This window comes from Halomonas litopenaei (assembly GCF_003045775.1).
GTDB classification, from domain to species: domain Bacteria; phylum Pseudomonadota; class Gammaproteobacteria; order Pseudomonadales; family Halomonadaceae; genus Halomonas; species Halomonas litopenaei.
In genome coordinates, this window is record NZ_PXNS01000003.1 from 123,927 (window position 1) to 145,210 (window position 21,284).

Annotated in this window: 18 protein-coding genes; 9 read left to right on the top strand and 9 right to left on the bottom strand. The window is 66.6% G+C overall.

From position 1 onward, the window contains the following. Nucleotides 1–36 precede the first annotated feature (36 nt). The 3 genes from C6W88_RS05725 to C6W88_RS05735 are packed head-to-tail and all read left to right on the top strand — an operon-like array spanning nt 37 to nt 3,160. Nucleotides 37–873, top strand: a complete 837-nt coding sequence (locus C6W88_RS05725) for a metal ABC transporter ATP-binding protein (protein ID WP_108131829.1) — start codon at nt 37–39, stop codon at nt 871–873. Beyond that, nucleotides 870–2,018, top strand: coding sequence for a metal ABC transporter permease (locus tag C6W88_RS05730; RefSeq protein ID WP_045993171.1), 1,149 nt, complete (start codon nt 870–872; stop codon nt 2,016–2,018). Before C6W88_RS05725 ends, C6W88_RS05730 begins: the two co-directional genes overlap by 4 nt. Continuing rightward, the gene (locus C6W88_RS05735) at nt 2,015–3,160 is read left to right on the top strand and encodes a metal ABC transporter permease (RefSeq protein ID WP_045993170.1); all 1,146 of its coding nucleotides are present in this window, start codon (nt 2,015–2,017) and stop codon (nt 3,158–3,160) included. Before C6W88_RS05730 ends, C6W88_RS05735 begins: the two co-directional genes overlap by 4 nt. 148 nt (nt 3,161–3,308) lie before the next feature. On the opposite strand, the gene C6W88_RS05740 is transcribed toward C6W88_RS05735, so the two are convergent. Further along, nucleotides 3,309–4,097: a transporter substrate-binding domain-containing protein gene (locus C6W88_RS05740; RefSeq protein ID WP_108131830.1), complete on the bottom strand. Its 789-nt coding sequence runs from the start codon at nt 4,095–4,097 to the stop codon at nt 3,309–3,311. A gap of 137 nt (nt 4,098–4,234) precedes the next feature. Between C6W88_RS05740 and C6W88_RS05745 the strand changes: the two genes are divergently transcribed. The 5 genes from C6W88_RS05745 to C6W88_RS05765 all read left to right on the top strand — a co-directional run bounded on the left by C6W88_RS05745 (nt 4,235) and on the right by C6W88_RS05765 (nt 9,123). Then, entirely contained in the window at nt 4,235–5,173 is a 939-nt protein-coding gene (locus C6W88_RS05745) for a LysR family transcriptional regulator (protein WP_045993168.1), read from the top strand. A gap of 117 nt (nt 5,174–5,290) precedes the next feature. Then, nucleotides 5,291–6,325 carry a TRAP transporter substrate-binding protein DctP gene (dctP, locus tag C6W88_RS05750; RefSeq protein ID WP_108131831.1) on the top strand — a complete coding sequence of 345 codons (1,035 nt, stop codon included), beginning with the start codon at nt 5,291–5,293 and terminating at the stop codon, nt 6,323–6,325. A 236-nt stretch (nt 6,326–6,561) separates the two neighbouring features. Beyond that, nucleotides 6,562–7,065, top strand: a complete 504-nt coding sequence (locus C6W88_RS05755; protein WP_231498542.1) for a TRAP transporter small permease — start codon at nt 6,562–6,564, stop codon at nt 7,063–7,065. Further along, nucleotides 7,062–8,339: a TRAP transporter large permease gene (locus C6W88_RS05760; protein WP_108131832.1), complete on the top strand. Its 1,278-nt coding sequence runs from the start codon at nt 7,062–7,064 to the stop codon at nt 8,337–8,339. The genes C6W88_RS05755 and C6W88_RS05760 overlap by 4 nt, the downstream gene beginning before the upstream one ends. A 7-nt stretch (nt 8,340–8,346) precedes the next feature. After that, on the top strand, nt 8,347–9,123 hold the full coding sequence (locus C6W88_RS05765) for a M15 family metallopeptidase (RefSeq protein ID WP_181248649.1): 777 nt from the start codon (nt 8,347–8,349) through the stop codon (nt 9,121–9,123). Nucleotides 9,124–9,149: 26 nt separating this feature from the next. Here C6W88_RS05765 and C6W88_RS05770 read toward each other — a convergent pair whose 3' ends face one another. The 5 genes from C6W88_RS05770 to C6W88_RS05790 all read right to left on the bottom strand — a co-directional run bounded on the left by C6W88_RS05770 (nt 9,150) and on the right by C6W88_RS05790 (nt 16,209). Next, complete coding sequence (locus tag C6W88_RS05770; RefSeq protein ID WP_108131833.1) at nt 9,150–9,509, bottom strand: XRE family transcriptional regulator; 360 nt, start codon at nt 9,507–9,509, stop codon at nt 9,150–9,152. Nucleotides 9,510–9,750: 241 nt separating this feature from the next. Next, nucleotides 9,751–10,629 carry a DUF7281 domain-containing protein gene (locus tag C6W88_RS05775; protein WP_146164637.1) on the bottom strand — a complete coding sequence of 293 codons (879 nt, stop codon included), beginning with the start codon at nt 10,627–10,629 and terminating at the stop codon, nt 9,751–9,753. Between the two features lie 17 nt (nt 10,630–10,646). Continuing rightward, complete coding sequence (locus C6W88_RS05780; protein ID WP_108131835.1) at nt 10,647–11,900, bottom strand: hypothetical protein; 1,254 nt, start codon at nt 11,898–11,900, stop codon at nt 10,647–10,649. Continuing rightward, nucleotides 11,897–12,523, bottom strand: a complete 627-nt coding sequence (locus tag C6W88_RS05785; RefSeq protein WP_045993163.1) for a condensin complex protein MksE — start codon at nt 12,521–12,523, stop codon at nt 11,897–11,899. The genes C6W88_RS05780 and C6W88_RS05785 overlap by 4 nt, the downstream gene beginning before the upstream one ends. Then, nucleotides 12,520–16,209: an ATP-binding protein gene (locus tag C6W88_RS05790; protein WP_108131836.1), complete on the bottom strand. Its 3,690-nt coding sequence runs from the start codon at nt 16,207–16,209 to the stop codon at nt 12,520–12,522. The genes C6W88_RS05785 and C6W88_RS05790 overlap by 4 nt, the downstream gene beginning before the upstream one ends. A 209-nt stretch (nt 16,210–16,418) precedes the next feature. Here C6W88_RS05790 and C6W88_RS05795 point away from each other — a divergent pair, with 209 nt between their 5' ends. Continuing rightward, nucleotides 16,419–17,048: a hypothetical protein gene (locus C6W88_RS05795; protein WP_071211124.1), complete on the top strand. Its 630-nt coding sequence runs from the start codon at nt 16,419–16,421 to the stop codon at nt 17,046–17,048. A gap of 36 nt (nt 17,049–17,084) precedes the next feature. Here the strand turns inward: C6W88_RS05795 and C6W88_RS05800 are convergent, their stop codons facing one another. The 3 genes from C6W88_RS05800 to C6W88_RS05810 all read right to left on the bottom strand — a co-directional run bounded on the left by C6W88_RS05800 (nt 17,085) and on the right by C6W88_RS05810 (nt 21,207). Beyond that, complete coding sequence (locus C6W88_RS05800) at nt 17,085–18,914, bottom strand: TRAP transporter permease (RefSeq protein WP_108131837.1); 1,830 nt, start codon at nt 18,912–18,914, stop codon at nt 17,085–17,087. Nucleotides 18,915–18,988: 74 nt separating this feature from the next. After that, entirely contained in the window at nt 18,989–19,963 is a 975-nt protein-coding gene (locus C6W88_RS05805) for a TAXI family TRAP transporter solute-binding subunit (RefSeq protein WP_108131838.1), read from the bottom strand. Between the two features lie 239 nt (nt 19,964–20,202). Further along, nucleotides 20,203–21,207: a Gfo/Idh/MocA family oxidoreductase gene (locus tag C6W88_RS05810; protein WP_045993160.1), complete on the bottom strand. Its 1,005-nt coding sequence runs from the start codon at nt 21,205–21,207 to the stop codon at nt 20,203–20,205. Between the last annotated feature and the right edge of the window lie 77 nt (nt 21,208–21,284).

Here is a 21,284-nt window from a genome sequence, read left to right on the forward strand (position 1 = left end):
CTTGAACGCCACCGCGAGGTCGACAGGAGCCACACCATGAGCGAGCAGCTCCACGAACCCGACCTGGCCCTCCACGTGGAGGACCTGACGGTCAGCTACCATGGCAAGCCGGTGCTGTGGGACATCGATTTCGACGTACCGCCCGGTGTCATGGCCGCCATCGTCGGCCCCAACGGCGCCGGCAAGAGCACCTTGATCAAGAGCATCCTCGGCCTGGTGCCCAGCGTCGCCGGCCACGTCACCCTGCATGGACGCCCCTACCGCCAGGCGCGGCGGCGGGTCGGCTACGTGCCCCAGCGCTCCACGGTGGACTGGGATTTCCCCACCACCGCACAGGACGTGGTTGGCATGGGCCTCTACGGCCGGCTGGGCTGGCTCAGGCGTCCCGGTCGCCGCGAGCGACACGAGGCCATGCAGGCGCTGGAGATGGTCGGCATGGACGGCTTTGCCGATCGCCAGATCAGCCAGTTGTCCGGCGGCCAGCAGCAGCGGGTGTTCCTGGCCCGGGCGCTGGTCCAGAAGGCCGACGTCTACTTCCTCGATGAGCCCATGGCAGGCGTCGACGCCACCACCGAACGCGCCATCGTCGACATCCTGCGCAGGCTGCGGGACCAGGGCAAGACGGTGATCGTGGTCCACCACGACCTGCAGACGGTGCGCAGCTACTTCGACTGGATGCTGATGCTCAACGTGCGAGTGATCGCCCAGGGGCCGGTCAACGACGTCTATACCGCCGACAACCTGCGCCGCGCCTACGGCGGCCAGATCGCCCTGCTCGACGATGTCACCGGCGTCATTCCCGCCGAGCGCGAGCTCGCCGGCCAGCGACCCGAGACGCGCACGCAGGAAAGTCGTGAAGAGGTGCCGAGATGAGCCTGAACGCCCTGCTCGGCGACTACACCCTGCAGAACGTGGTGATGGGCGCGGCGATGCTGGGTCTGGTCAGCGGCGTGCTCGGCTGTTTCGCGGTGCTGCGCAAGCAGAGCCTGCTCGGCGATACCCTGTCCCACGCGGCGCTACCCGGTGTCTGCCTGGGCTTCATCATCGCCGGGGGGCGCGAGATGGGCAGCATCCTTGCCGGCGCGCTGTTCACAGGCTCCTTGGCGGCGCTGGTGATGCTGCTGCTGACCCGCATGAGCCGGCTCAAGACCGACGCCGCCCTTGGCATCTCGCTCAGCGTGTTCTTCGCCATAGGGGTGGTGCTGTTGACCTATATCCAGGGCACCGGCAACGCCTCCCAGGGGGGGCTCGACGCCTTCCTGTTCGGCCAGGCCGCCGCCACCCTGCGCAGCGACCTGTGGATCATGGCCGGCGTCAGCGGCGTGGCTCTGGTGCTGGTCGGCGGGCTGTGGAAGGAATTCAAGCTGGTGTCCTTCGACGCCGAATTCGCTGCCACCCAGGGCCTGCCGGTCACACTGCTCGAGGCCTTGATGACAGTGATGATCGCCCTGGCCGTGGTGGTCGGCCTGCAGATGGTCGGCGTGGTGCTAATGGCTGCCATGGTCATCGCCCCGGCGGTGGCGGCGCGTCAGTGGGCCAACAAACTGGAGACCATGGTCATGCTGTCGGCGCTGTTCGGTATCGTCGGTGGCGTCACCGGCGCCTTGATCAGTGCCCTCGGTCCGGGGCTCGCCACCGGGCCGCTGATCATCCTGAGCCTGTCCAGCGTGGTGCTGGTATCGCTGCTGTTTGCGCCTCACCGGGGCTTTGTGTGGGAAATCCTCAAGCTTCAGCGTGATCGGCGCCAGCTACGTCACCAGAGGGTGCTCACCACCCTCTACCAGCTCGCCAGCCACCACGCCGATCGCCAGTATCGCTCCGAGAAACGCATGGTGGACGCCTACCTGGGCACCGACAGCCGGCGCGCGCTGGAGCGCTTGACCGCCCGTGGCCTGATCACCCAGCAGACCCCGCCGTCCCACGAACCCGGTGACCACAAGCGCTGGGTACTGACGCCGGAAGGCTGTCGCGAGGCCGAACGCATCCTCGATGACCTGGGCCGGGGAGGCCGCGCATGATGGCATCGCTGTTCAACAATATTCCGCTGATGATCATGCTGGTCGGCGCCCTCGTCGGCATCGCCTCCAGCCTGGTCGGGACCTTTCTGGTACTGCGCGGCACCAGCATGCTGTCCGACGCCATCGGACACTCCATCGTCTTCGGCATCGTGGTGGTGTGGTTGCTGACCCACCAGGCCAGCGGCCCGCTGCAGATCATCGGTGCGGCGCTCACCGGCATCTTCACGGTGTTTCTTACCGAGCTGCTGGTGTCGACCCAGAAGGTCAAGAAGGACGCCGCCATCGGTCTGGTGTTCCCGGTGCTGTTTTCCCTCGGGGTCCTGCTGATCAACCTCTACGCCAGCGACGTGCACATCGATGCCCACACCGTGCTGCTCGGCGAGATCGGCTTCGTGTGGCTCGACACCCTGCCTATCGGCGGTGTCGAGGTGCCCCGGGCGCTGGTCTCCATGGGGGCCATGACGGCGCTGAACCTGGCCTTCGTGGCGGCCTTCTACAAGGAGCTGAAGCTCGCCACCTTCGACAGCGCCCTGGCCAAGGCGCTGGGCTTCGCTCCTACCGCGCTGTTCTATGCGCTGCTGCTGTTGACCAGCGGCACCGCGGTGGCCGCCTTCGACGCTGTGGGCGCGGTGCTGTTCGTGGCCTTTGTCATCGTGCCGCCCTCGGCGGCCTACCTGCTCACCGACCGGCTGTGGAAGATCTTCGTCTACGCCTCGCTGATCGCCGCCGCCTCCAGCGTCTCGGGCTACTATCTGGCGGTGGCCTGGGACGTCTCCATCGGCGGAATGATGGCGGTGATGACCGGCGTCTTCCTCGCCCTGGCCTTCCTCCTCGGCCCGCGCTACGGCGTCTTCGCTCAATGGCTCGAACGTCGCCGCCAGCGCGAGCTGAACGAGAGCCGTACCCTGATGGTGCACCTCTATCACCACGAGGACGGCCCGGAGAAGGCGGTGGAAAACGTCACCATGGCGCTGCGTGATCACTTGATGTGGGACCCCGCCCGTGCCGAGCGGGTGGTGGAGCGCTCGCGCCAGCGCCATCTGGTCGTCCAGGAGGGCGAGCGCCTGCATCTGACCCAGGCCGGACGCAACCTGGCCCGGGAGATACTCGAGCCCGGCGCCAAGGCCGAGACCGGGGCCTGAGCCAGAGCACCGCGCGGACCCGGATACGCCTCTGGCAGCGACATCACCCCAGCTAGCGCAACAAAAAGGGCGGCCAATGGCCGCCCTTTTCGTGTTCCAACTACCGGTAGCAAAATCGCTTACTGGGCCTGGCGAGGGTCCGGCCTCCTCAGATCTTGATGTCGTAGTCCACGTACTTGTGCATCAGCTCGTCGTAGGTGCCGTCTTCCTTGATCTCGGCCAGGGCCTGGTTGAACTGCTCGGCGAGCTCCTTGTCGCGGGGACGGAAGGCCACCGCCACACCATGGCCGAAGTACGACTTGGGCTCACGGATCAACTCGGAGCTGACCACCACCTCGCTGTCGGCCTCGTCCACCTGCAGATTGGCCAGCGCCAGCGGGTAGTACATGAAGGCGCTGTCCAGGCGTCCGGTCTTGACGTCCAGCGCCAGGTCCTCGGCGGTGGCGTAGCGACGAACCTCCATGATGTCGCCATAGGTGTCGGTGATGAAGCGATCGCGGATGGTGCCGCGCTGTACGCCCACCGTCAGGCCTTCGAGGCTGTCGCGATCATCGGGGTCGATCTGCTGATCACGCAGGGTCACCCACACGCTGGGGTTGGAGTAGTAGGGTTCGGAGAACAGCACCTGCTGTCTGCGCTCCTCGGTGATCGCCATCGATGACATGATGGCGTCGTACTTGCGCGCCATCAGCCCCGGGATGATGCCATCCCAGCTCTGCTCGACCCACTCGCACTGGCGCTGGATGCGCCGGCACACCTCTTCCCCGAGCTCCACCTCGAAACCGGCAAGGGTGCCATCGGGAAGACGATACTCGAAGGGCTCGAACGGGATATCCACCCCCAGCTTGAGTGGCTCATCCGCCTGAACGGTGGTGGTGGCAAGGGCGGAGAGCCCGATCAGGGCGCCAAGCAGCAGGGGGCGGGAAAACGATCGCATCCGTGAGATTCCTTTTTTGCGTTATGGTTATTGATCTATGCCTTTTGGGCCTGATGAGTCTGCCACTCTCCGCCTGCGCCGCCAAGCCACTTGCAGGACAATGACAGACACCGCCCCACCACGACCAAGGAATCCCGATGCTCAACGGCCGTGCCCTGGCCTATCTGTGTGAAGTGCAGCGCCGTGGCTCGCTGCGCGCCGCCGCCGTCCACCTCAATGTGGACGTTTCGGCCATCAGCCGACTGATCCGCCGACAGGAAGAAGAACTGGCAACGCCCCTGCTGACCCGCCACCCCGACGGCGTCTCGCTGACCGAAGCCGGGCGCCTGCTGGTCGACCACCATCGCGCCCAGTGCGACGCCGAAAGCGCCACCCTGTCACGGCTCAACGCCCTGCAGAGCCTGAACAGCGGGGAGGTTCGCCTGGCGGTGGGCGAAGGCTTCATCGCCGATCTGATCAACGCCCCACTGCAGACCTTCATGACCGCCCACCCGGGCATCGACATCGTGGTGGTGATGGCCGGCGTCAACGAGGCCATGGCCCTGATCCGCGATCGCGAGGTGGACCTGGCGCTGCTGTATGCCCCACCGGTGGACCCGACGCTGCACTGCCATGTCGAGCGCCGCCACCCGCTGGACCTGATCGTACCCGCCGACCACCCGCTGACGCGGCGCCAGACGCCGCTGACCCTCTACGAGATCAGCGACTGGCCGCTGGCGCTGATGGACAACCCCTTCGGCATGCGCCAGATGGTCGATCAGGTGGCCCACCAGGAGCGCCTGCATCTGACCTCACGGCTGCACACCAATTCGGTGGCGGTGCTGAAGAACTTCGTGCGCTCCGGGATCGGTGTCACCTTCATGCCGGAACTGACCGTTGCCGACGATATCGAGCAGGGGCTGATCCGGGTGTTGCCGCTGGCCCATCCGGTGCTCAATGGTGCCCGCGCCCAGATCGTCAGCCGCCAGGATCGCCCACTATCGGTGGCCGCCGAGGCGTGCCTGTCCCATCTCCGACGAGGCATGCGCTTCTTTCAGGATGACGCCCCTCGCGTCAAGGCAGCTTGCCGCTACTGAGGCGTTGCCTGAAGATCAACGCCATAGGGTTTGATTAGTCAACGCGACAACGCCTAGTCTCGATATCGACTTGCAACGATGCCGTTTTACAACAACACGACAACACCGGAGAGTCCCATGAGCCTGTTTCGCCCCCTTCCCCTGGTCGCCGCCCTGTCCACCGCCGCGGCGCTGAGCCTGTCGGCCGCTTCGGCGCTGGCCGCCACCACCGTCAACCTGAGCTACAACGGCGCCCCCGATCCGGACAAGAACGCCGTCCACGTCTTCGCCACCAACCTCAAGGAACTGGTGGAAGAAAAGACCGGCGGTGAGCTCGAGCTCAAGCTCTACCCCAACAGCATGCTGGGTGAAGAGCAGGAGCGCATGGAGCAGACCATGGCCTCGCCGAGCCTGAACATCGCCTCCTTCGCCGGCATGTCGCCGATCGTTCCCGAGGTATTCGTCAGCGCCATCCCCTTCCTGTTCAAGGATTTCGATGACGCCCGCAGCTTCTTCGACGAAGGCGCCTACTGGCAGGCGGTGAAGGACGATCTCGAGGGCCGCGCCGGGCTTGAGCTGCTGGCGGTGGTCGAGGAAGGCGGCTTCCTGGCCTTCACCAACGACAAGACACCGATCGCCGAGCCGGCCGACTTCGAGGGCCTGCGCTTCCGCGCCATGGACCCGAGTCAGGTGGCCCTGTACGAAGCCTTTGGCGCCTCCGGCACCCCGATCCCCTGGACCGAGGTCTACATGGCGCTGAAGACCGGCGTCGCCGACGGCCAGATGAACCCGCCGATGTACATCATCCTGGGCAGCCTGTACGAGGTGCAGGACTACCTGACGCTGGCCAACATTCAGTACTCCGATCAGTTCCTGGTGGGCAACGCCAGCATGATCAACGGCTGGGATGAAGAGACCCAGGCGGCCTTCCGCGAGGCGGTGGCCGAGGCCAACCAGCTGGCCCGTGAGCACAACCAGGCCAAGGTCGACGAGCGCATCGCCTACCTCGAGGAGCAGGGCATGGAGGTCATCCGTCCCAGCGCCGACCAGCTCGAGGCCTTCCGCCAGCAGGGCCAGCCGGCCTATCTGGAGTGGCTCAAGGACCAGAACATCGAGCAGCGCTACATCGACATGGCCCTGGATGACGCTGGCGTCGAGCTCAGCGGCGAATAACCGCTAGACCGCGCTCGGGCCCTGACGGGCCTGAGCCAGACAGCCCAAGCAAGCGCCTGGCGGCCATACCCGTCGACCAGGCGCTGCCCAGAGCGCGGCTGCCTTGAGCCCCTCTACACTGGGACTTTTCACTAAAGCCCAGTCGCTGGAAAGCCTCAATCTCCGGATAATCCTCGATTGGATGCTGCCCGAGGGCGCTCCGCCGATCTTCACCCCTGCCGTGGAAGCCTTTGCCCATGTCCTGGTCACTTGCCCACTCTCCGCCGCTGATGGCCCTGCGGCGACTATCGCTATGGGTCGCCAGCGCCCTGCTGGTGATCGACCTGCTCGCCATGCTCTGCGGCGTGCTCGCGCGCTACCTGGCCGGCGGCGCGCCGATCTGGACCGATGAGCTGGCCCGCTACCTGATCATCGGCGCGGTGATGCTGGCGCTTGGCAGCGTCTGGATCGAGGGCGGCCATATGCGCGTCGCCCTGATCGAGCGACTGATTCCGCGCCTGGCCAGCAGGCTGCTGTCCTGGTACCAGTGGCTGTTGACCCTGGTGCTGGCCATCGGCGGTGCCTGGTTCAGCTTCCAGTACGCCCAGTCGGTGGCCATCTTCCAGAGCCAGGGGCTTGGCATCAGCCGCGCGGTACCGGTGATGTCCGTGCCTATCGGGTTCGCCCTGCTGGCGCTGATGGCGCTGTGCCACGGGCCTCACCCGCTGCCCACCCTGGACATCGAGGAGCCACACTCATGACCCTCGCCATGCTGGCGGTGTTTATCGTCCATGTGCTGCTCGGCCTGCCACTGTTCATCTCGCTGCTGGCCACCGCGGTGGTCGGTTTTGCCTTCGTCGACCTGTCGATGATCCCGCGCATGATGCCCCAGCAGTTCTTCGGCGGCATCGACGCCTTCTCGCTGATGGCCATCCCGCTGTTTATCCTCGCCGGCAACCTGATGAACGCCTCGAAACTGACCGACCGGCTGATGGCCCTTGCGCGCCTGCTGGTGGGCCACCTGCGTGGCGGCATGGGCCACGTCAATGTGGTCTCCAGCGTGTTCTTCGCTGGCGTCAACGGCTCGGCGGTCGCCGACACCTCGGCGCTGGGCTCGCTGCTGGTACCGGCCATGCGCAAGGAAGGCTACTCCACCGCCTTTGCCGCCGGCCTCACCGCCGGCAGCTCGCTGATCGGGCCGATCATCCCTCCCAGCATCTTCATGATTCTGTACGCCTCTCTGACCAATACCTCGGTGGGTGACCTGTTTCTGGCAGGCGTCATCCCCGGGCTGCTGCTGGGCGCCGCCTTCATGGGCATGAACGCCGTCTACGCCAGGCGCAAGGGCCTGCCCAGGGGCGATGGCTGGCCCGGGGCGCGCCAGCTGGGCATCGCCGCCCTGGGGGCGCTGCCCGCGCTGATGGCGCCTTTCCTGATCGTCGCCGGCATCGTCATGGGATTGGTCACACCGACCGAATCGGGTGCGCTGACCGTCGCCTATGTGGCGCTCTACGGCGTGCTTGCCGGTAACCTGAGCCTGGCCGGGCTGTGGCGGGCCTGCGTGGACACCACCCGCCTGACCGCCGCCATCTTCGTGATCATGGCCGCTTCCAGTACGGTGAGCTGGCTGTTGTCCTACGCCCAGGTACCCAACCAGTTCGTCGAACTGCTGACCCCCTACGTCGACAACCCGGTGGTCATCCTGCTGCTGCTGAGCCTGATCACCTTCATCACCGGCATGTTCATGGAGGAAGTCTCGGCACTGATGCTGCTGACGCCGATCTTTGCCCCGGTGGCGATGATGGCGGGTATCGATCCAGTCCATCTGGGCATCATCATCACCCTCAATATCACCATCGCGCTGATCACGCCGCCCATGGGTGCCTGCGTCTTTGTCGCTGCCGCCGTCAGCCGGCTCGAGATCACCGCGCTGTTTCGCACCATCTGGCCCTTCGTGGTCATCGCCCTGCTGGTCCTGGTGGCACTGATCCTGGTGCCGTCACTGACCCTGTGGCTCCCGACCACCCTGGGATGAGGCAACCATGACCCAAGATCGCTCTTCTCGTGATGCCTGCCGCGATCCGCGCCACACACCGATCCCCCTCGCGTCGGAACCGGCCTGGTCGCAGCTACGCCAGATTGCCATCCAGGGGCTCGACGAGCCGCTGGTGCCGATGAGCCTGGCACCGGCGCCGGTAAAGGTATTTCCGGCCTACGCCCGCCTCGGCATTCCCGGGGCGATCAACGAGTGCTACGTGCGCGAGGGCGTCTACCGCCGGGTGCTCGCCGCGGCCCGCTCGCTGCCCCAGGGCGTCGGTTTGATCGTGCTCGACGGTTGGCGCCCCTGGCGGGTCCAGCAGTACCTGTTCGAGACCTTGATGGAGGCGATTCTCGGCAATCACCCCGACATCGCCGAGGATGAACTGCTCGAGCGCACCCGGGAATTCGTCGCCGAGCCGAGCACCAGCCCGACCGGCCCCAGTCCGCACTTGAGCGGTGGCGCGGTCGACGTGACCTTGTGCGACGAAGACGGCCTGCCGCTGCCCATGGGTACGCTGTTCGACGAGGCGATACCGGCCTCCCACACGGCCTTCTACGAAGCCAAGGAGGCCCCCAGCGCGACCGAACGCGAGGTCCGCGACAATCGCCGCCTGCTCTACCACACCATGGCCGCCCAGGGCTTCACCAACCTGCCCAGCGAGTGGTGGCACTTCGACTTCGGTGACCAGCTCTGGGCCCACTACGGCGGCCATCCCCAGGCGCTGTACGGCCCGGCGGAACTGGACACCATCGAGAATCGCTGGCGGCGCCAGCTTTAGGGAAAACCAGGCTCCAGGGAGGAAGCTTACGCATAGCCTCCCTCGCCAATCTGCGAAAGATAGAGCAGGGCATCTTCGGCGCGTCCACGACTGACCAGGGCTTCCGCTGTCAAATCGCCAAAAGGCGCGATCGGATAGCTGCGATACCACGACCACGCCGCACTGATCGAGCCGGCCCAGGGTTCGATGCGTTTCAGAATCTCGCACGTCTGGCGTAAGCGCCTTTGTGTCGAGGACGCATGTAGCGGGTCCTTGCCGTCGATAGCACCCGAGCCAAGCCCAACGGCCAAGGCCAACTCGCTCTTTGTAATACGAAGCGCCTTGGCCAAAGCCTCAACGCTGATATCGCCGTCGGCATCAACGACCGCAAGGGCTCCAAACTTCATCTGGCTTACCTGAGCCAGGAAGTGGCGGTTTGAAAACCGTCACAACCCGCTCGTTGAAATCGCATACGGCCCTCTTGGCGAGGGCCCTCCACCTCGAAACACCGCCCGCCCGGCCCTGCAAGACCGAACGAAGCAGCTCCCTCAGAGTGTGGTACCCATTGATGGGAACCGGTAAACCAAGCTGTGCTGAACACGTCTGATTACTGATGGATACCGAGAAGGAGATATCAGGAAGCTACGCTCAGCGCAGCGCCACGGCCTCAAGTGGGCCAGCGAACCACTGCTGGCGCAGGCCGCGCTGCTGATCGAGGATCAGCGCGAGGTAGTCGCGCAGGGGATGCGCGGCGGCCAGTCGCTCGCGATGGCGCCTGAGCGCCACCTGGTGAGGCATCTGCTCGGCGGGCTGGTGCAGCCCGCTGGCCTTGTGATTGAGGGTCGCAAGCGACGGCAGCAGCAGGTGGCTGGCGCCGCTCGCCAGGGCGATGGCGATACCGGCGGCGTCGAAGTCCCCGAGATACAGATGCGGGCGCTGGTCGTGGAAACACTCGCCCCAGGCCGCCGCCAGGGCATCAAACCCCTGGCGGTAGAGGGTGTCGCCACGATAGACCACCAGCGGGGCGACGACCTCGCCCAGCTCACCTTGGGCGCCATCCAGCTCATAGAAGCTGTCCAGGTTTTCGACCTGCACCAGGGCGTCGAAGGCGGCCAGGCTGAGGTCGCGCCAGTCCAGGTCGCGAATCTCTCGCGGGGTGGTGGCAAGCCAGGCCGGCGTTGCCGAGGCCGGGGCGCTGACCAGCACCCTGGCCTGGCGGGGTGTGGCGCGGTTGGCCTTGTCCTCGTCAAAGCCGTGCGCAGCCTGCTCTCGGGTGGAGCGCCCACGGGTGGTGGCGTCGATGGGCCTATGCCCCAGCTCCTGAAGCGTCGTGTCGATGGCTTCAAGCAAGCGCCGGTCAAAGCGCAGCGTGTCACCCCGGCGATAGTCATCGAGCCTGATGTCCTGCGCGTCGCAGAACGCCTCGATCGCCACAATCGCCTTCAGCGTGCGCTTGCGTTCCACCATCCGGGCAGCCTTTAGCTCCCGGGCGATACGCGAAAGCACCGCGTAGTCGGTCGGCTTCAATGCCCCTTCCGCCACGCCTAGACCACCAGCGCCAGGCTGACGTCGTGGATCAACTGGACGTCGTTGAAGGGCCCGGCCGGGCTCTCGTCGGGGATCAGCCGAAAGGCGCGCTGCTCCTCGCGGGGCAGGCCCTGGTACTCGGCGATGACCTGAAACAGCCAGATCTCCGGGTCCCACTCGAGCTCGCTCTCGCTCAGGTACGCCAGGGCGCTGGTGCCCGACGAGGCGCCAGCGGCGGGCGCCTGCTGGTCGACCACGTCCAGGTAGAAGCGCTCCACATCCTGCTTGAGCGCCTGCTGGCGGGCCTCTACCATGCTCTGCGCCTCGACCATGGCAGGGCCTGCCACCTCGGCCTGCTCCGGCCGGTGAACCGCCACCGGCAACTGGTGCAGCAGCCCCGTGAGCACCTCGGCGTCGCGGTGGTGATCCAGCGCCGGGGCGGCGGCGGCGTGCAGCGGACTTGCGTGGTTGAACAGCTCCGGCACCTCGCTGCGCCGGGTGTAGTTGCCCGGCACAAAGCCCGGATGCTCACGCAGGAAGGCGGCCATGCCGGCCACCAGCCGGCTCTGCTTCTGCTGCTGGCGAAAGCGCGCCATCAGCTCGATCAGTCTTCCCTGGACCTCGCGCAGGTTGGTGTAGTGCTGGCTCAACTGCTGCTGAAGCTGGCTGATCAGCAGCTTGCGCAGGGCGCCGTCGCTGCCGACCAGATCGATCAGCTCGTCGAAGTCGATCAGCGCCATGCCGTCGAGCAGGCGCACGATCTGCTTCTGGGCGCGGTCGTTCTCGCGGATCTTGTCGTTGAGTCGGCTGACGAAGCCGAAGTCACTGTTGAGCCGCTGCCACAGGCTGTCGATGGCGTCGGCGAAGCGGCCGTTGAGGTCGTCCACCTCCTGGCGCAGACGCAGCATCAGCGGCCCTTGCTGCCAGTGCTCGCCCAGGCTGACCGCCTCGCGGTAGCTCTGCACCAGGTTGCGGATCTGCTCCAGGGTCTCGCCGACGTCGGCGTTGACGTGACGGCGGGTCTCGTCGGCCAGCATCTCGGCGATCAGCTCGCGCACCTTGGGGGTCAGCTTGACCGCGCCGTGCTCGTCGGGCCGCCACACAATCCGCGCCGCCAACAGCTTGCGAAGGGCGCCTTCAGTGAGGGTCTCCAGCGGCACCTCGTCGCGGGTATAGCCCTGCATCAGCACGTCGGCGTAGCGCCCCAGCAGCGACAACCGCTCGGTGCCGGTGGCGACCAGCCGGCTCTCGAGCGAGTGTTCCTCGCTCATAGCAGCGTCTCCTGGCGGGCCGGTGCCTCGTCATCCACCGGCAGGTTCTCCTCGTCGCGGATAAAGCGCACCAGCTCCACCAGATAGTCGATCTTGGCGGTCACCAGAAAGACCTGGCGGTCGGCGTGGGGCTGCAGCAGGTAGCCGTGCTCCTTCAGACGCTTGAACACCTGCTTCATCTGGGCGTCGAGCTGCTCGCTCTGGGAGCCGAAGAAGGGATCGGTGGCCAGCCGCTCCAGGCGCTCGCGCAGGCTCTGGTTGTCCTCGCACTTGGCGCTGAACTCGGCGGGCTTGAGCACGTCGCCGGGGGCCGCCAGGGAGTCCTGGCCCAGCGCCTCCTGCACCAGCTGCAGCCATTCGAGCAGCGGCAGCAGGCTGTTGACGGTCTCGCCGAGCTGGCGCGACAGCTGCTCGCGGGCGTCTTCGTTGAGCTGACGCCAGGCCAGAAAGTGGACGCTGCGATCCTCGTTGGTGGCCAGGCGGCGGTTGAGCGGGCGCAGGTAGATGTCGATCTGCTCGCGCACCTCCTCGTCCTGGAGCTTGCGAAAGGCGCTCTCGTCGCTGACGGCGCAGATGAACTCGCCGGCCAGCAGCCGTTCGAGCAGGGGACCATGTTCGATCATTGGGTGACCTCCTCGGCGCTGCGCTGCTTGAGACGCTGAGCCAGCTTGCTCAACCGCGGTTCGATGCGCTTGAGCCGGCGCCGGCCCGGCTGGGCGGCGTCACGGTCGATCAGGTAGCGGTTGTGGAACAGCAGCAGCACGTCGGACTCCGGGTTGGGGAAGGCGCCGACGATGTGGATATGGTTGCTGTCGCAGGCCTCGAACAGCTTCTCGACGTTGTGATAGGCCAGGGTGCCGATCTCGTCGATGGGCCAGTGCACGCTGATCTCGGCCTGGCCGCGCAGCAATCGGGTAAAGGCCAGCAGGAACTTGCACAGGATCAGGTAGGCCATGCCATGGCTCGAGGATTCGAGCAGTTGGCGATCGTTCTTGATCACCAGGTCGGTGCCGCCCTCGTTAAGGTGCAATTCCAGGCGCAGCAGGCTCTCGAAGCTGTACTGCTGGTCGCTGCGCAGCAGGTCGACCACGTCGGCCAGGGCGTTGAGGTAGTCGTCCCCCGGCAGTCCGCCGGTCTCCTGCCAGTCGCGATAGTCCTGGGCGAAGCGCTTGAGCGGCTCCCAGAAGCCCAGCTCGTCGATGGTCGACTGAATGCGCACTTCGGCCTTGGTGATGCCCTCCAGGCGCAGGTCGTCGGCGACCTCTTCGGACAGCCGCCGACTCTGGGCACTGATGCGCCGATTGAGGTCACGAAAGACGGTAAAGAACTTGTCCAGATCGGCGCCGAGATTGCGCCCCTGCTGGACCAGCTGCTGCTGCTGGTCCTCGAGCAGCTTGAGCATCCCGCGCAGCAGCGGCAGCAGCCGGCGCGGGCTGGGCTCGGCACCGTCGGCGGCGTCATCCTCGCGCAGCTTGGCGCGCTCGGCGCTCATGGTATCGACAAAGCCGGTGCTGGCGCCCTTGATCAGCTCGCTTTCGACCTGCTCGCAGCCCTTGCGCAGGGCGTCCATCTCACGAGCACGCTCCGACAGCGCCTGGCGGGTGCGCTCGATGCGCTCGTGGACGTCGCCGGGGGCATCGTGCCGGGGCGCTGGAGAGGGGTCCAGCGGCAGTTGCTCGACCTGCACCAGCAGTGGCTTCAAGGCGTCGATCACCTCGGCCTCGGCGCTGCGTTGGGCCTTCAGTTCGCCCAGCGCCTGCTGGTGGGCGGCGCGGTCGGACTGGAATTCGGCCTTGCGCTGCTCTCGTTCGCGCTCGGCACCCTCCTTGTCGCGTACCAGCCGGGTTTCCTTGTCGACCAGCTCGGGCTTGCGCTGGCCCCAGTCCAGGCGCATGAAGCGGCGATAGTCTTCCAGCTGCTCCTGGCGCGAAGCGGTCAGCCGGATACGCTCGTCCAGCGAGGCCAGTCGCGCCTTGGTGTCCTTCAGCGAGGCCAGGTCCACGCCCTGCTCCTGCAGTTCACGGTCGAAGGCCGCCTCTAGCTCCTTGCGCTGGCGCTGATGCTCGCTCTTCTGGTCGCTCTGGTACTGCTTCAACTGGCGGATCTGGTCATCGACGCCGTCGAGGCGGCTCTGGCCGTCGGCCTTCACCTCCAGCATCTGCGCCTGGTGGGTCTTGGCCAGGGTATCCAGGGCGGCGCGCTTCTCCTCCTTCAGCCCATCGTGGCTGGCGCGCTGGGCGGCCAGCGCCTCCTCCAGGCCCTGACGCCGCGCCTTCTGCTGGCGGGCGTGACGCTCCTGCAGCTGGCTGCGCGCGTCGCGGGCGTAGTCGACCTCGGACTCGGCGCGCTTGAGCTCCATGCGCGCACGGCGCACCGCTTCCTCGGCGGACTGCACCCGCTCGTTGGCCGCCTTCATCTGGCGCTCGGCGGCCTGCACCGCGCTCTCGGCACGCACCTGGGCGGCCTCGGCCTGCTCGATGGCGGCCAGCAGGCTGGCCTCCTCCTGGGCGTACTCGGGCACCTCGACCGCGGCCAGATCCAGGCCCACCCCGAACAGCTCATCGTGGTCCTGCTCACCGACACGGGGCGACAGGTCGCGGCGCTCCAGCAGCTCCGGCGCGATCACCTTGCCCAGACGCTGCTCCCAGCCGGGACGATGGAAGCGCAGGAAATGACGCAGTGTGCCCTGGGCCGGATCACGTTGCTGGTGCAGGCCATAGGTGTGAGCTTCGGCCCTGGCGAGCTGATGACGGGCCTCGTCGAGTTCCTTTTCGGCCTGATCACGGGCGCGCTTGAGGGTGTCGAGCTCCTCGCGCAGCGCCCCCAGCGTCTCGCTCGCCGCCTCGCGGTCGGTCTGGGCCTGGTCGAGGCGAGCCTGGGCCAGCTCCGCCTCCTGGATTTCCTCGGCGCTGGCAGCGCTGGCGGCCAACTGGGCCTTGAGCTCGGCCAGCCGCTCGACGCCGCTTTCCAGGCGCTCACGGTAGCTCTCGTCGAGCTCCTGGCGCTGCTGCTGGTAGCGCTGTTCGAGCTCGCTTTCCTGACGCCACTGCTGGTCACGCAGCTCTTCGCGGGTCTCGCCCAGCTCGTCGATGCGCGCCTGGGTCTCCTCGGTCTGGCGGGCCAGCTCATCGCCCAACTCACGCAGGCGTCCTTCAAGGCGTGACTGGCTTTCCTGGAAGGCGTTCTGCATCACCGCCAGGTGCTCGCGCAGCTGCTGGCTCTGGTCGCGCCACTGGGGCAGCGCCTGGACGTCACGCTCCAGCGCCGGCATGTCGGCCTCCTCGTAGGCCTCGAAGGTCGCCTGCAGGTCAGAAAGCTCGCGCTGGGTCTGCTCCAGCTCGCTGGTCATCTCGCTCAAGCGGTCGTTGAGGGCATCGCGGGCCTGTTCGTAGGCGGCTTCACGCTCCTGGAACTCGCGCTGGCGGTTGCCGATCTCGGCCTCGGCGTCGGCCAGGGTGCGCTCGGCGCGGTGGCGGTCGGCCTCGAGCTGGGGCTTCAACTGCCACAGGGTCGTCTCGCGCTCGGCGATCTCCTGATCGAGCTCATCGAGCTTGCCAAGCGATCGCTCCAGCGGTTCCAGTCGCTTGGACTGGCGCATCTGGGCGATCCACTCCCGCGCCTTGGTATTGCGGATGCGGGTCACCGGCAGTTCGACGCCGTCCTCCTCGAAGATCGCCGCCAGCATGGTCTTGAGGGTATCCATCTTGCCCTCCTTGGCGTGCACCGCGCTGATCAGCTTCTCCATATGACGGATGCGATGCTCCGGCTTGACCAGGCTGAACTGGGCAGCCATCTGGCGAAGGCGCAGGCTTTCCTTGCGGTTGCCCTGCTGGTGGGTGAAGTCGTTCTGGATCACCGAACGAAACTCCGAGGTAGCGCCGAGCTTGGGCGACACCGGAATTCCCTCACGACGCAGCTGGCTGGCCCAGTCGCTGTAGTCCAGCGCCGCCACCCCGGCCTCGCTCTCCACCAGATAGTGCCCGGGCTGGTAGGGCGCACCGACAAAGCGATACTCGACGCCACCGTCGCTCTTGCGGGTCAGCACCGCCTGGCAGACGTTGCCCGCCTCGCGGCGGTACTCGTAGATCAGGTAGCTGTTGCGGTTGGGCAGATAAAAAGCGTCGAACTTCTTGCGGGTCTTGGGCACCACCTTGTTGGGCAGCTCACCGTAGAACACCGGGACCAGCCGCTGCAGCGTGGTCTTGCCCGAGGCGTTGGTGCCGCAGATGTTGGTATGGCCGTCGACGTCCAGCTCGACCACCCCCTCGAGGTGGCCGTGGATCATCACGATGCGCAACAGGTGAGCCATTGGGATTCCTTGATCGCTTGCCCGGTAGGAGGGCTATTCTGCCAGAGACGAAGCGCCCTGACAGTGCGACCAGAGTTGCCCGACAGCAAGCTTTCGCCTACAAGGTCCCTGCGACAGGGAGAGCCCGACGCCCCCCGTCACCCCGAACGACTCCTTGCTCCGCATCCATCAATGGCTATCCACGCACCACACCACAGGGGAAGACCGCCATGCACTTCGCCACCCTCGGCCCCGAGGACAGCAACCACGCCCTGGTGCTCGCCCGCTACCTCGACGATCGCAGGCTCAAGGAGCCTGACCTCACCGACATCGAGCCCCGGATCAGCCTGGTGGATGACTTCATCGGCGCCTTCGAGGAACTGGTCGCCGGGGGCTACGACTATGTGCTGCAGGTCAGCGCCCACCCCAGCCACGCCGACTGCGTCGGGCGCTTCATGCATCGCGCCTTTCCGGTGGACGCCTTCATCGCCCCCAGCCGCCCGCTGGCGCTGGTAGCCCGCGCTGACGTGGCCCAGCCGAAAAGCGTGCTGCGACAGCCCGCCACCCGCCACTACACCGACCTTTCGACCTTCGCGGAACACGACGCCCCCACCATCGTCGCCGCCCTCGAGCAACTGCTGGACGGCCAGGCCGACGCCGCCATCGTCGCCGAGGACGCCATCGAGCGTCATCCCGACCGGCTGCGGCTGATTCAGCCCCTGGGGCCCGCCCTGGATACCTGGATCCTTTACGCCAATCGGCCCCTGTTCCCGGACAGGGAGCAGGGGCCGATGCTGGGCGCCAACGACGCCATGGCAGAGCACTTCAGGGAGACGAGTCGTCGCGCGGATCGAGGCTAAACCTGACGGAGCGACGCGATACTTGCCACCACGCTTTTACACCGGCCAGGGTACGAAGATGACACCGAGCCCGAGTGCCACCAGGGCAGCCCTGAGCCACCAGGCGAAACGCCCGATCAGCCCGTAGGACACCAGGCCGAGGCCGATCAGCACGCCCAGGGTGGTGGCCAGGGCAGCGAAGACGCCGGAGCCAAGGTCGAGCAGCGCCGGGTGCGCGACCATCGCCAGCGGAATGACGTAGAGCCCGACCCCCAGCGCCATGGCCTTGCCCGCCACCTTCAGCCAGTTCTCGTCGGCCATGCCGGCGGCGATGAACACCGCACCACATACCGGTGGGGTGATGGTGGACAGCAGCGCGAACCAGAACACGAACAGGTGGGCGGTCAGCAGCGGCAGGCCCAGTTCGGTCAGCGCCGGCCCCGCCACCGAGACGCAGATGACGTAGGCGGCGGTAGTCGGCACCTCCATGCCCAGCACCAGGCAGGCCAGGGCGATAAGCAGCAGCGCCGGCCACAGCTGCCCACCGGACAGCGACAGTATCGCCGAGGTGACCTTGACCCCGAGCCCGGTCAGCGACAGCACCCCGATGACCAGGGAGGCGCACAGGATGATCGCGCCGATGACCGCGATCTGGCGCCCGGCGGTCAGCGCTGCCTGGGCCAGGCGGGCGCGGAACTCCGTCCCCGACACCTTCAGCTCGGTGTTCATGGCCAACAGCGCAAGGCCTGCGAAGATCGCCACGCTGGCGGCGTACTGGGGGGTATTGCCGGCGTGGAAGATGCGCTCGAGCAGGATCGCAAAGGGCACCGCGAAGAAAAGTGCGGTGGTGATCACCTCACGCGCTGCCGGGCGGTCCTCGGCGGCCACCGGCTTGAGATCGAAACGGGTGGCGAAGGCGTTGATGCCGAGCCACACCGTGGCGAAGTAGAGAAAGGCCGGCAGCAGCGCCGCGGCCATGATCTCGGTGTAGGGGGTGCCGGTCAGCTCGACCATGACGAAGGCCCCTGCGCCCATCAACGGCGGCATGATCTGGCCCCCGGACGAGGCCACCGCTTCCACCGCCGCCGCCAGCGAGCGTGGATAGCCGAGTCGCGCCATGGACGGGATGGTGATGGCTCCGGTGGAAGCTACGTTGGCCGACGCCGAGCCCGAGATCGAGCCCATCAGCGCACTAGAAATCACCGATACCTTGGCGCCGCCACCGGTCAGGCGGCCCGCCGCGGCGCCGGCCAGGTTCATGAAGCCACGCCCCGCCTCGCCCGCGTTGAGCACCGCACCAAAGATCACGAAGATCGCCACCACCGAGACACTGACCCCGGTCAGCTTGCCCCACAGCCCGCCCTCGGCGATGGTCAGCGAACCGACCAGGCTGGCCATGGGCAGGCCAGGATGACCAAACTCGCCGGGCACGTACTGGCCCAGGGCCGCATAGCCCAGCGCGATCGCGGTCACCAGCGGCAGCGGCCAGCCGATGGCACGCCGGGCGGCCTCCAGCGCCACCACAATCAGCAGTAGACCCACCGCCATCTGCAGGGGGGTGTCGATAAAGCCGTACTGGCCGCTCAGGGCGTCCTCGTTCAAGGCAATATAGCCGCAGGCGGCGATACCGAGGGCGGTCAGCCCCAGGCCGCTGATGCGCTGCCACGGCGTGCGGGCGGAAAACACCAGCACCCAGGGCAACACCAGCGCCATGTGCAGTGGCCGACTGATCAGTGCCGGCGTCAGGCCGTGGAAGATCAGTCCCAGGTGAAACACCACCGACAGGGCACCGAGCGCGATCCATAACGGGGCACCCGGCCACGGCGAACGAACAGGATCACGCGCGTCGGCCGCTGTGGCCGACGAAGAAGCGTCGCTTGAGTTCATGAAATCAGCACATCATCGATGAAACGGAGCGGGCCCACAGGGGCCCGCCGGGTCGAGATCTGGACAGGATCGTCTCAGCGCAGGGCCTCGGGCACCTTCACGTCGACCTCGTCGTAGTAGCGCAGGGCGCCGGGGTGCAGCGGCCCCTCGAGGTTGGTCAGCATCTGCGGCGAGATCGCCTGCCACCAGGGTGAGGTCTCGGCCATGGCCTCGCGGCGCTCCCAGAAGGTCCTGGTCAGGGTGTAGGCGGTGTCCTCGTCCATCGCGCTGGTGGTGTAGGCCACCACCGGCAGCGAGGTGGTCAGCACGTCCTCGTCGATACCCGCGTAGGTGCCGGCGGGGATGGTCTGGGGCGCGGCGCCAGTGGCCTCGACCTGTGCTTCGGTGAACGACACCAGGCCGACATCATGGCTCGCGGCGGTCTCGATCACGTTGGGTGCGGGAAAGGAACTGGCGGTGGCGAAGGCGTCGATCTGGCCGTTCTTGAGCGCGTCGGGGGCACTGCCCACGTCGGCGTCGTCGACCTCGACCTGGTCGGCGAGGTCGAATAGCTCGAGATAGCGTGCGGCCTCGCGGGCACCGAAGGAGCCCTGGCCGATCAGCAGGTGCTTGCCGGCCAGTTCATCGATGCCGAGGGTGTCCTGCTCGCCCGCCACCACGAAGTGCATGGTCAGCGAGGGAATCGGGAAGAGTGCACGAATGTCCTGCAAGCGCGGATGGTTGCGACTCTCGAAGGGGCCGGTACCCTCGCGGGCGCGGGTCACCAGGCCGGGCGGCGAGGTGAAGACGTAGTTGCCGGGACGCGCCATCACCTCCATGACGTTCTGCACCGAGCCCTGGCTCTCTTCCAGGGTCAGGGTCATGTCACCCTCGGTGCCGGCCTTGATCGCCTCGGACAGCTCCACTCCCATCTGGTAGTAGGCGGTACCGGCGGAGGCGGACTTGTAGGTCAGGCGGGTCTGGGCGTGGGCGCTTGCGGCGGTCAGCACCATGCTACCGGCGAGCACAGCCGTCAGGGCCTTGAGGCCACGGCTTCGAAGATGACGCATTGAGGGGGTCTCCAGTCGACAGCGGGCGTGGCCAGTGCCTCGTTTTGCTTATGCTCCCGCCAGGCTTCAGGATCTGGCGGGAATGGCCGGCCAACAGCATATTCGACTGGCGTGATTCGTGCCACGGCGCCAAGACACTCGTGGCCCCAAGAAAAAGTCGCGGGCGCCGAGCATAGCGACGCCCGTGGCCAATGATGTCAGACGCCCGCGCTATCAGGGCAGGCAGCGTGACACCAGTTTCAGCGGTAGAAGGCGGGACGCTCGGCCAACGCGATCGGCTCGACCTGCTGCGAATGCCGCGCCTTGACGCAGGCGTCACTGGTCACCGCCGCCACATAGCCATCCCAGGCGGTAGGGCCATGCCGCTCGCCCTTGGCGGTGGCATCGACCCACTCCTGAAACTCCACATCGAAGGCGTCGATAAAGCGGTCCTTCCAGTGGGTGATCACGCCCAGCGAATCCCGTGCGCTGTGACGCAGCGGCACGCTCGCCGGTTGCGGCAGATCGGCAACGCCGCTCTCCCCCACCAGTTCGCAGCGAATGTCATAGCCGTACTGGCAGTTGAGGAAGCTCTCGATGGTGATGACCATGCCCTTGCGGGTGCGCAGGATGATCAGCGAGGGGTCCTGCAGATCACCCTCCACCAGGCTGGAAACCCGCGGCTGGATGACCTGGGCGCTGACGTAGTCGTCCTCCAGCAGCCAGCGCATCACGTCGAACTCGTGGACGCAGGAATCGATCAGGCCCGCATCGCCGGAGAAGTTGGCCTGGGCATTGCGATGCGCGCACTTGGCGATCAGCGGCTGGCCGATGCCACCCTCGTCGAGCAGCGCCTTCAGCTGGCGGTATGCCCAGTCGAAACGGCGCATGAAGCCTACCTGGACCAGCGCACGACCCGAGGCAATCTCGGCCTCGACGATACGCAGGCAGCCCTCGGCGGTGGTGGCCAGTGGCTTTTCGCAGAATACCGGCTTGCCCGCCTCGATGGCGGCCAGTACGAATTCCTCGTGGGTCGGTCCCCAGGAGGTCACCACCACGGCGTCGACCTCGGCGGCGTTGATGACGTCGTGGCCGCTGGCATAGGCCCTGGCCTCGATGCCGACCTCGTCGATGGCGGCCTGTGCCTGCTCGAGGCCGACATCACTGGCGGCCACCACCCTCGCACCCTTGAGGGTATGGTTCAGCCGGCGCATATGTTCCTTGCCGATGGCTCCGGTACCGATGATGCCGATAGATAGCGTCATGTCTGGCTCCTTTCTGTTATTGACCACTTGTTGAAATCGCACCTGCTGCCCTCGCATGGGTCGAAAACGTCGTGTGG

Excerpts from the sequence above, each read along its gene's own strand:
- C6W88_RS05725 (WP_108131829.1), top strand. The coding sequence starts at position 37 with ATGAGCGAGCAGCTCCACGAACCCGACCTGGCCCTCCACGTGGAGGAC.
- C6W88_RS05730 (WP_045993171.1), top strand. The coding sequence starts at position 870 with ATGAGCCTGAACGCCCTGCTCGGCGACTACACCCTGCAGAACGTGGTG.
- C6W88_RS05735 (WP_045993170.1), top strand. The coding sequence starts at position 2,015 with ATGATGGCATCGCTGTTCAACAATATTCCGCTGATGATCATGCTGGTC.
- C6W88_RS05740 (WP_108131830.1), bottom strand. The coding sequence starts at position 4,097 with ATGCGATCGTTTTCCCGCCCCCTGCTGCTTGGCGCCCTGATCGGGCTC.
- C6W88_RS05745 (WP_045993168.1), top strand. The coding sequence starts at position 4,235 with ATGCTCAACGGCCGTGCCCTGGCCTATCTGTGTGAAGTGCAGCGCCGT.
- dctP (WP_108131831.1), top strand. The coding sequence starts at position 5,291 with ATGAGCCTGTTTCGCCCCCTTCCCCTGGTCGCCGCCCTGTCCACCGCC.
- C6W88_RS05755 (WP_231498542.1), top strand. The coding sequence starts at position 6,562 with ATGTCCTGGTCACTTGCCCACTCTCCGCCGCTGATGGCCCTGCGGCGA.
- C6W88_RS05760 (WP_108131832.1), top strand. The coding sequence starts at position 7,062 with ATGACCCTCGCCATGCTGGCGGTGTTTATCGTCCATGTGCTGCTCGGC.
- C6W88_RS05765 (WP_181248649.1), top strand. The coding sequence starts at position 8,347 with ATGACCCAAGATCGCTCTTCTCGTGATGCCTGCCGCGATCCGCGCCAC.
- C6W88_RS05770 (WP_108131833.1), bottom strand. The coding sequence starts at position 9,509 with ATGAAGTTTGGAGCCCTTGCGGTCGTTGATGCCGACGGCGATATCAGC.
- C6W88_RS05780 (WP_108131835.1), bottom strand. The coding sequence starts at position 11,900 with ATGAGCGAGGAACACTCGCTCGAGAGCCGGCTGGTCGCCACCGGCACC.
- C6W88_RS05785 (WP_045993163.1), bottom strand. The coding sequence starts at position 12,523 with ATGATCGAACATGGTCCCCTGCTCGAACGGCTGCTGGCCGGCGAGTTC.
- C6W88_RS05790 (WP_108131836.1), bottom strand. The coding sequence starts at position 16,209 with ATGGCTCACCTGTTGCGCATCGTGATGATCCACGGCCACCTCGAGGGG.
- C6W88_RS05795 (WP_071211124.1), top strand. The coding sequence starts at position 16,419 with ATGCACTTCGCCACCCTCGGCCCCGAGGACAGCAACCACGCCCTGGTG.
- C6W88_RS05800 (WP_108131837.1), bottom strand. The coding sequence starts at position 18,914 with ATGAACTCAAGCGACGCTTCTTCGTCGGCCACAGCGGCCGACGCGCGT.
- C6W88_RS05805 (WP_108131838.1), bottom strand. The coding sequence starts at position 19,963 with ATGCGTCATCTTCGAAGCCGTGGCCTCAAGGCCCTGACGGCTGTGCTC.
- C6W88_RS05810 (WP_045993160.1), bottom strand. The coding sequence starts at position 21,207 with ATGACGCTATCTATCGGCATCATCGGTACCGGAGCCATCGGCAAGGAA.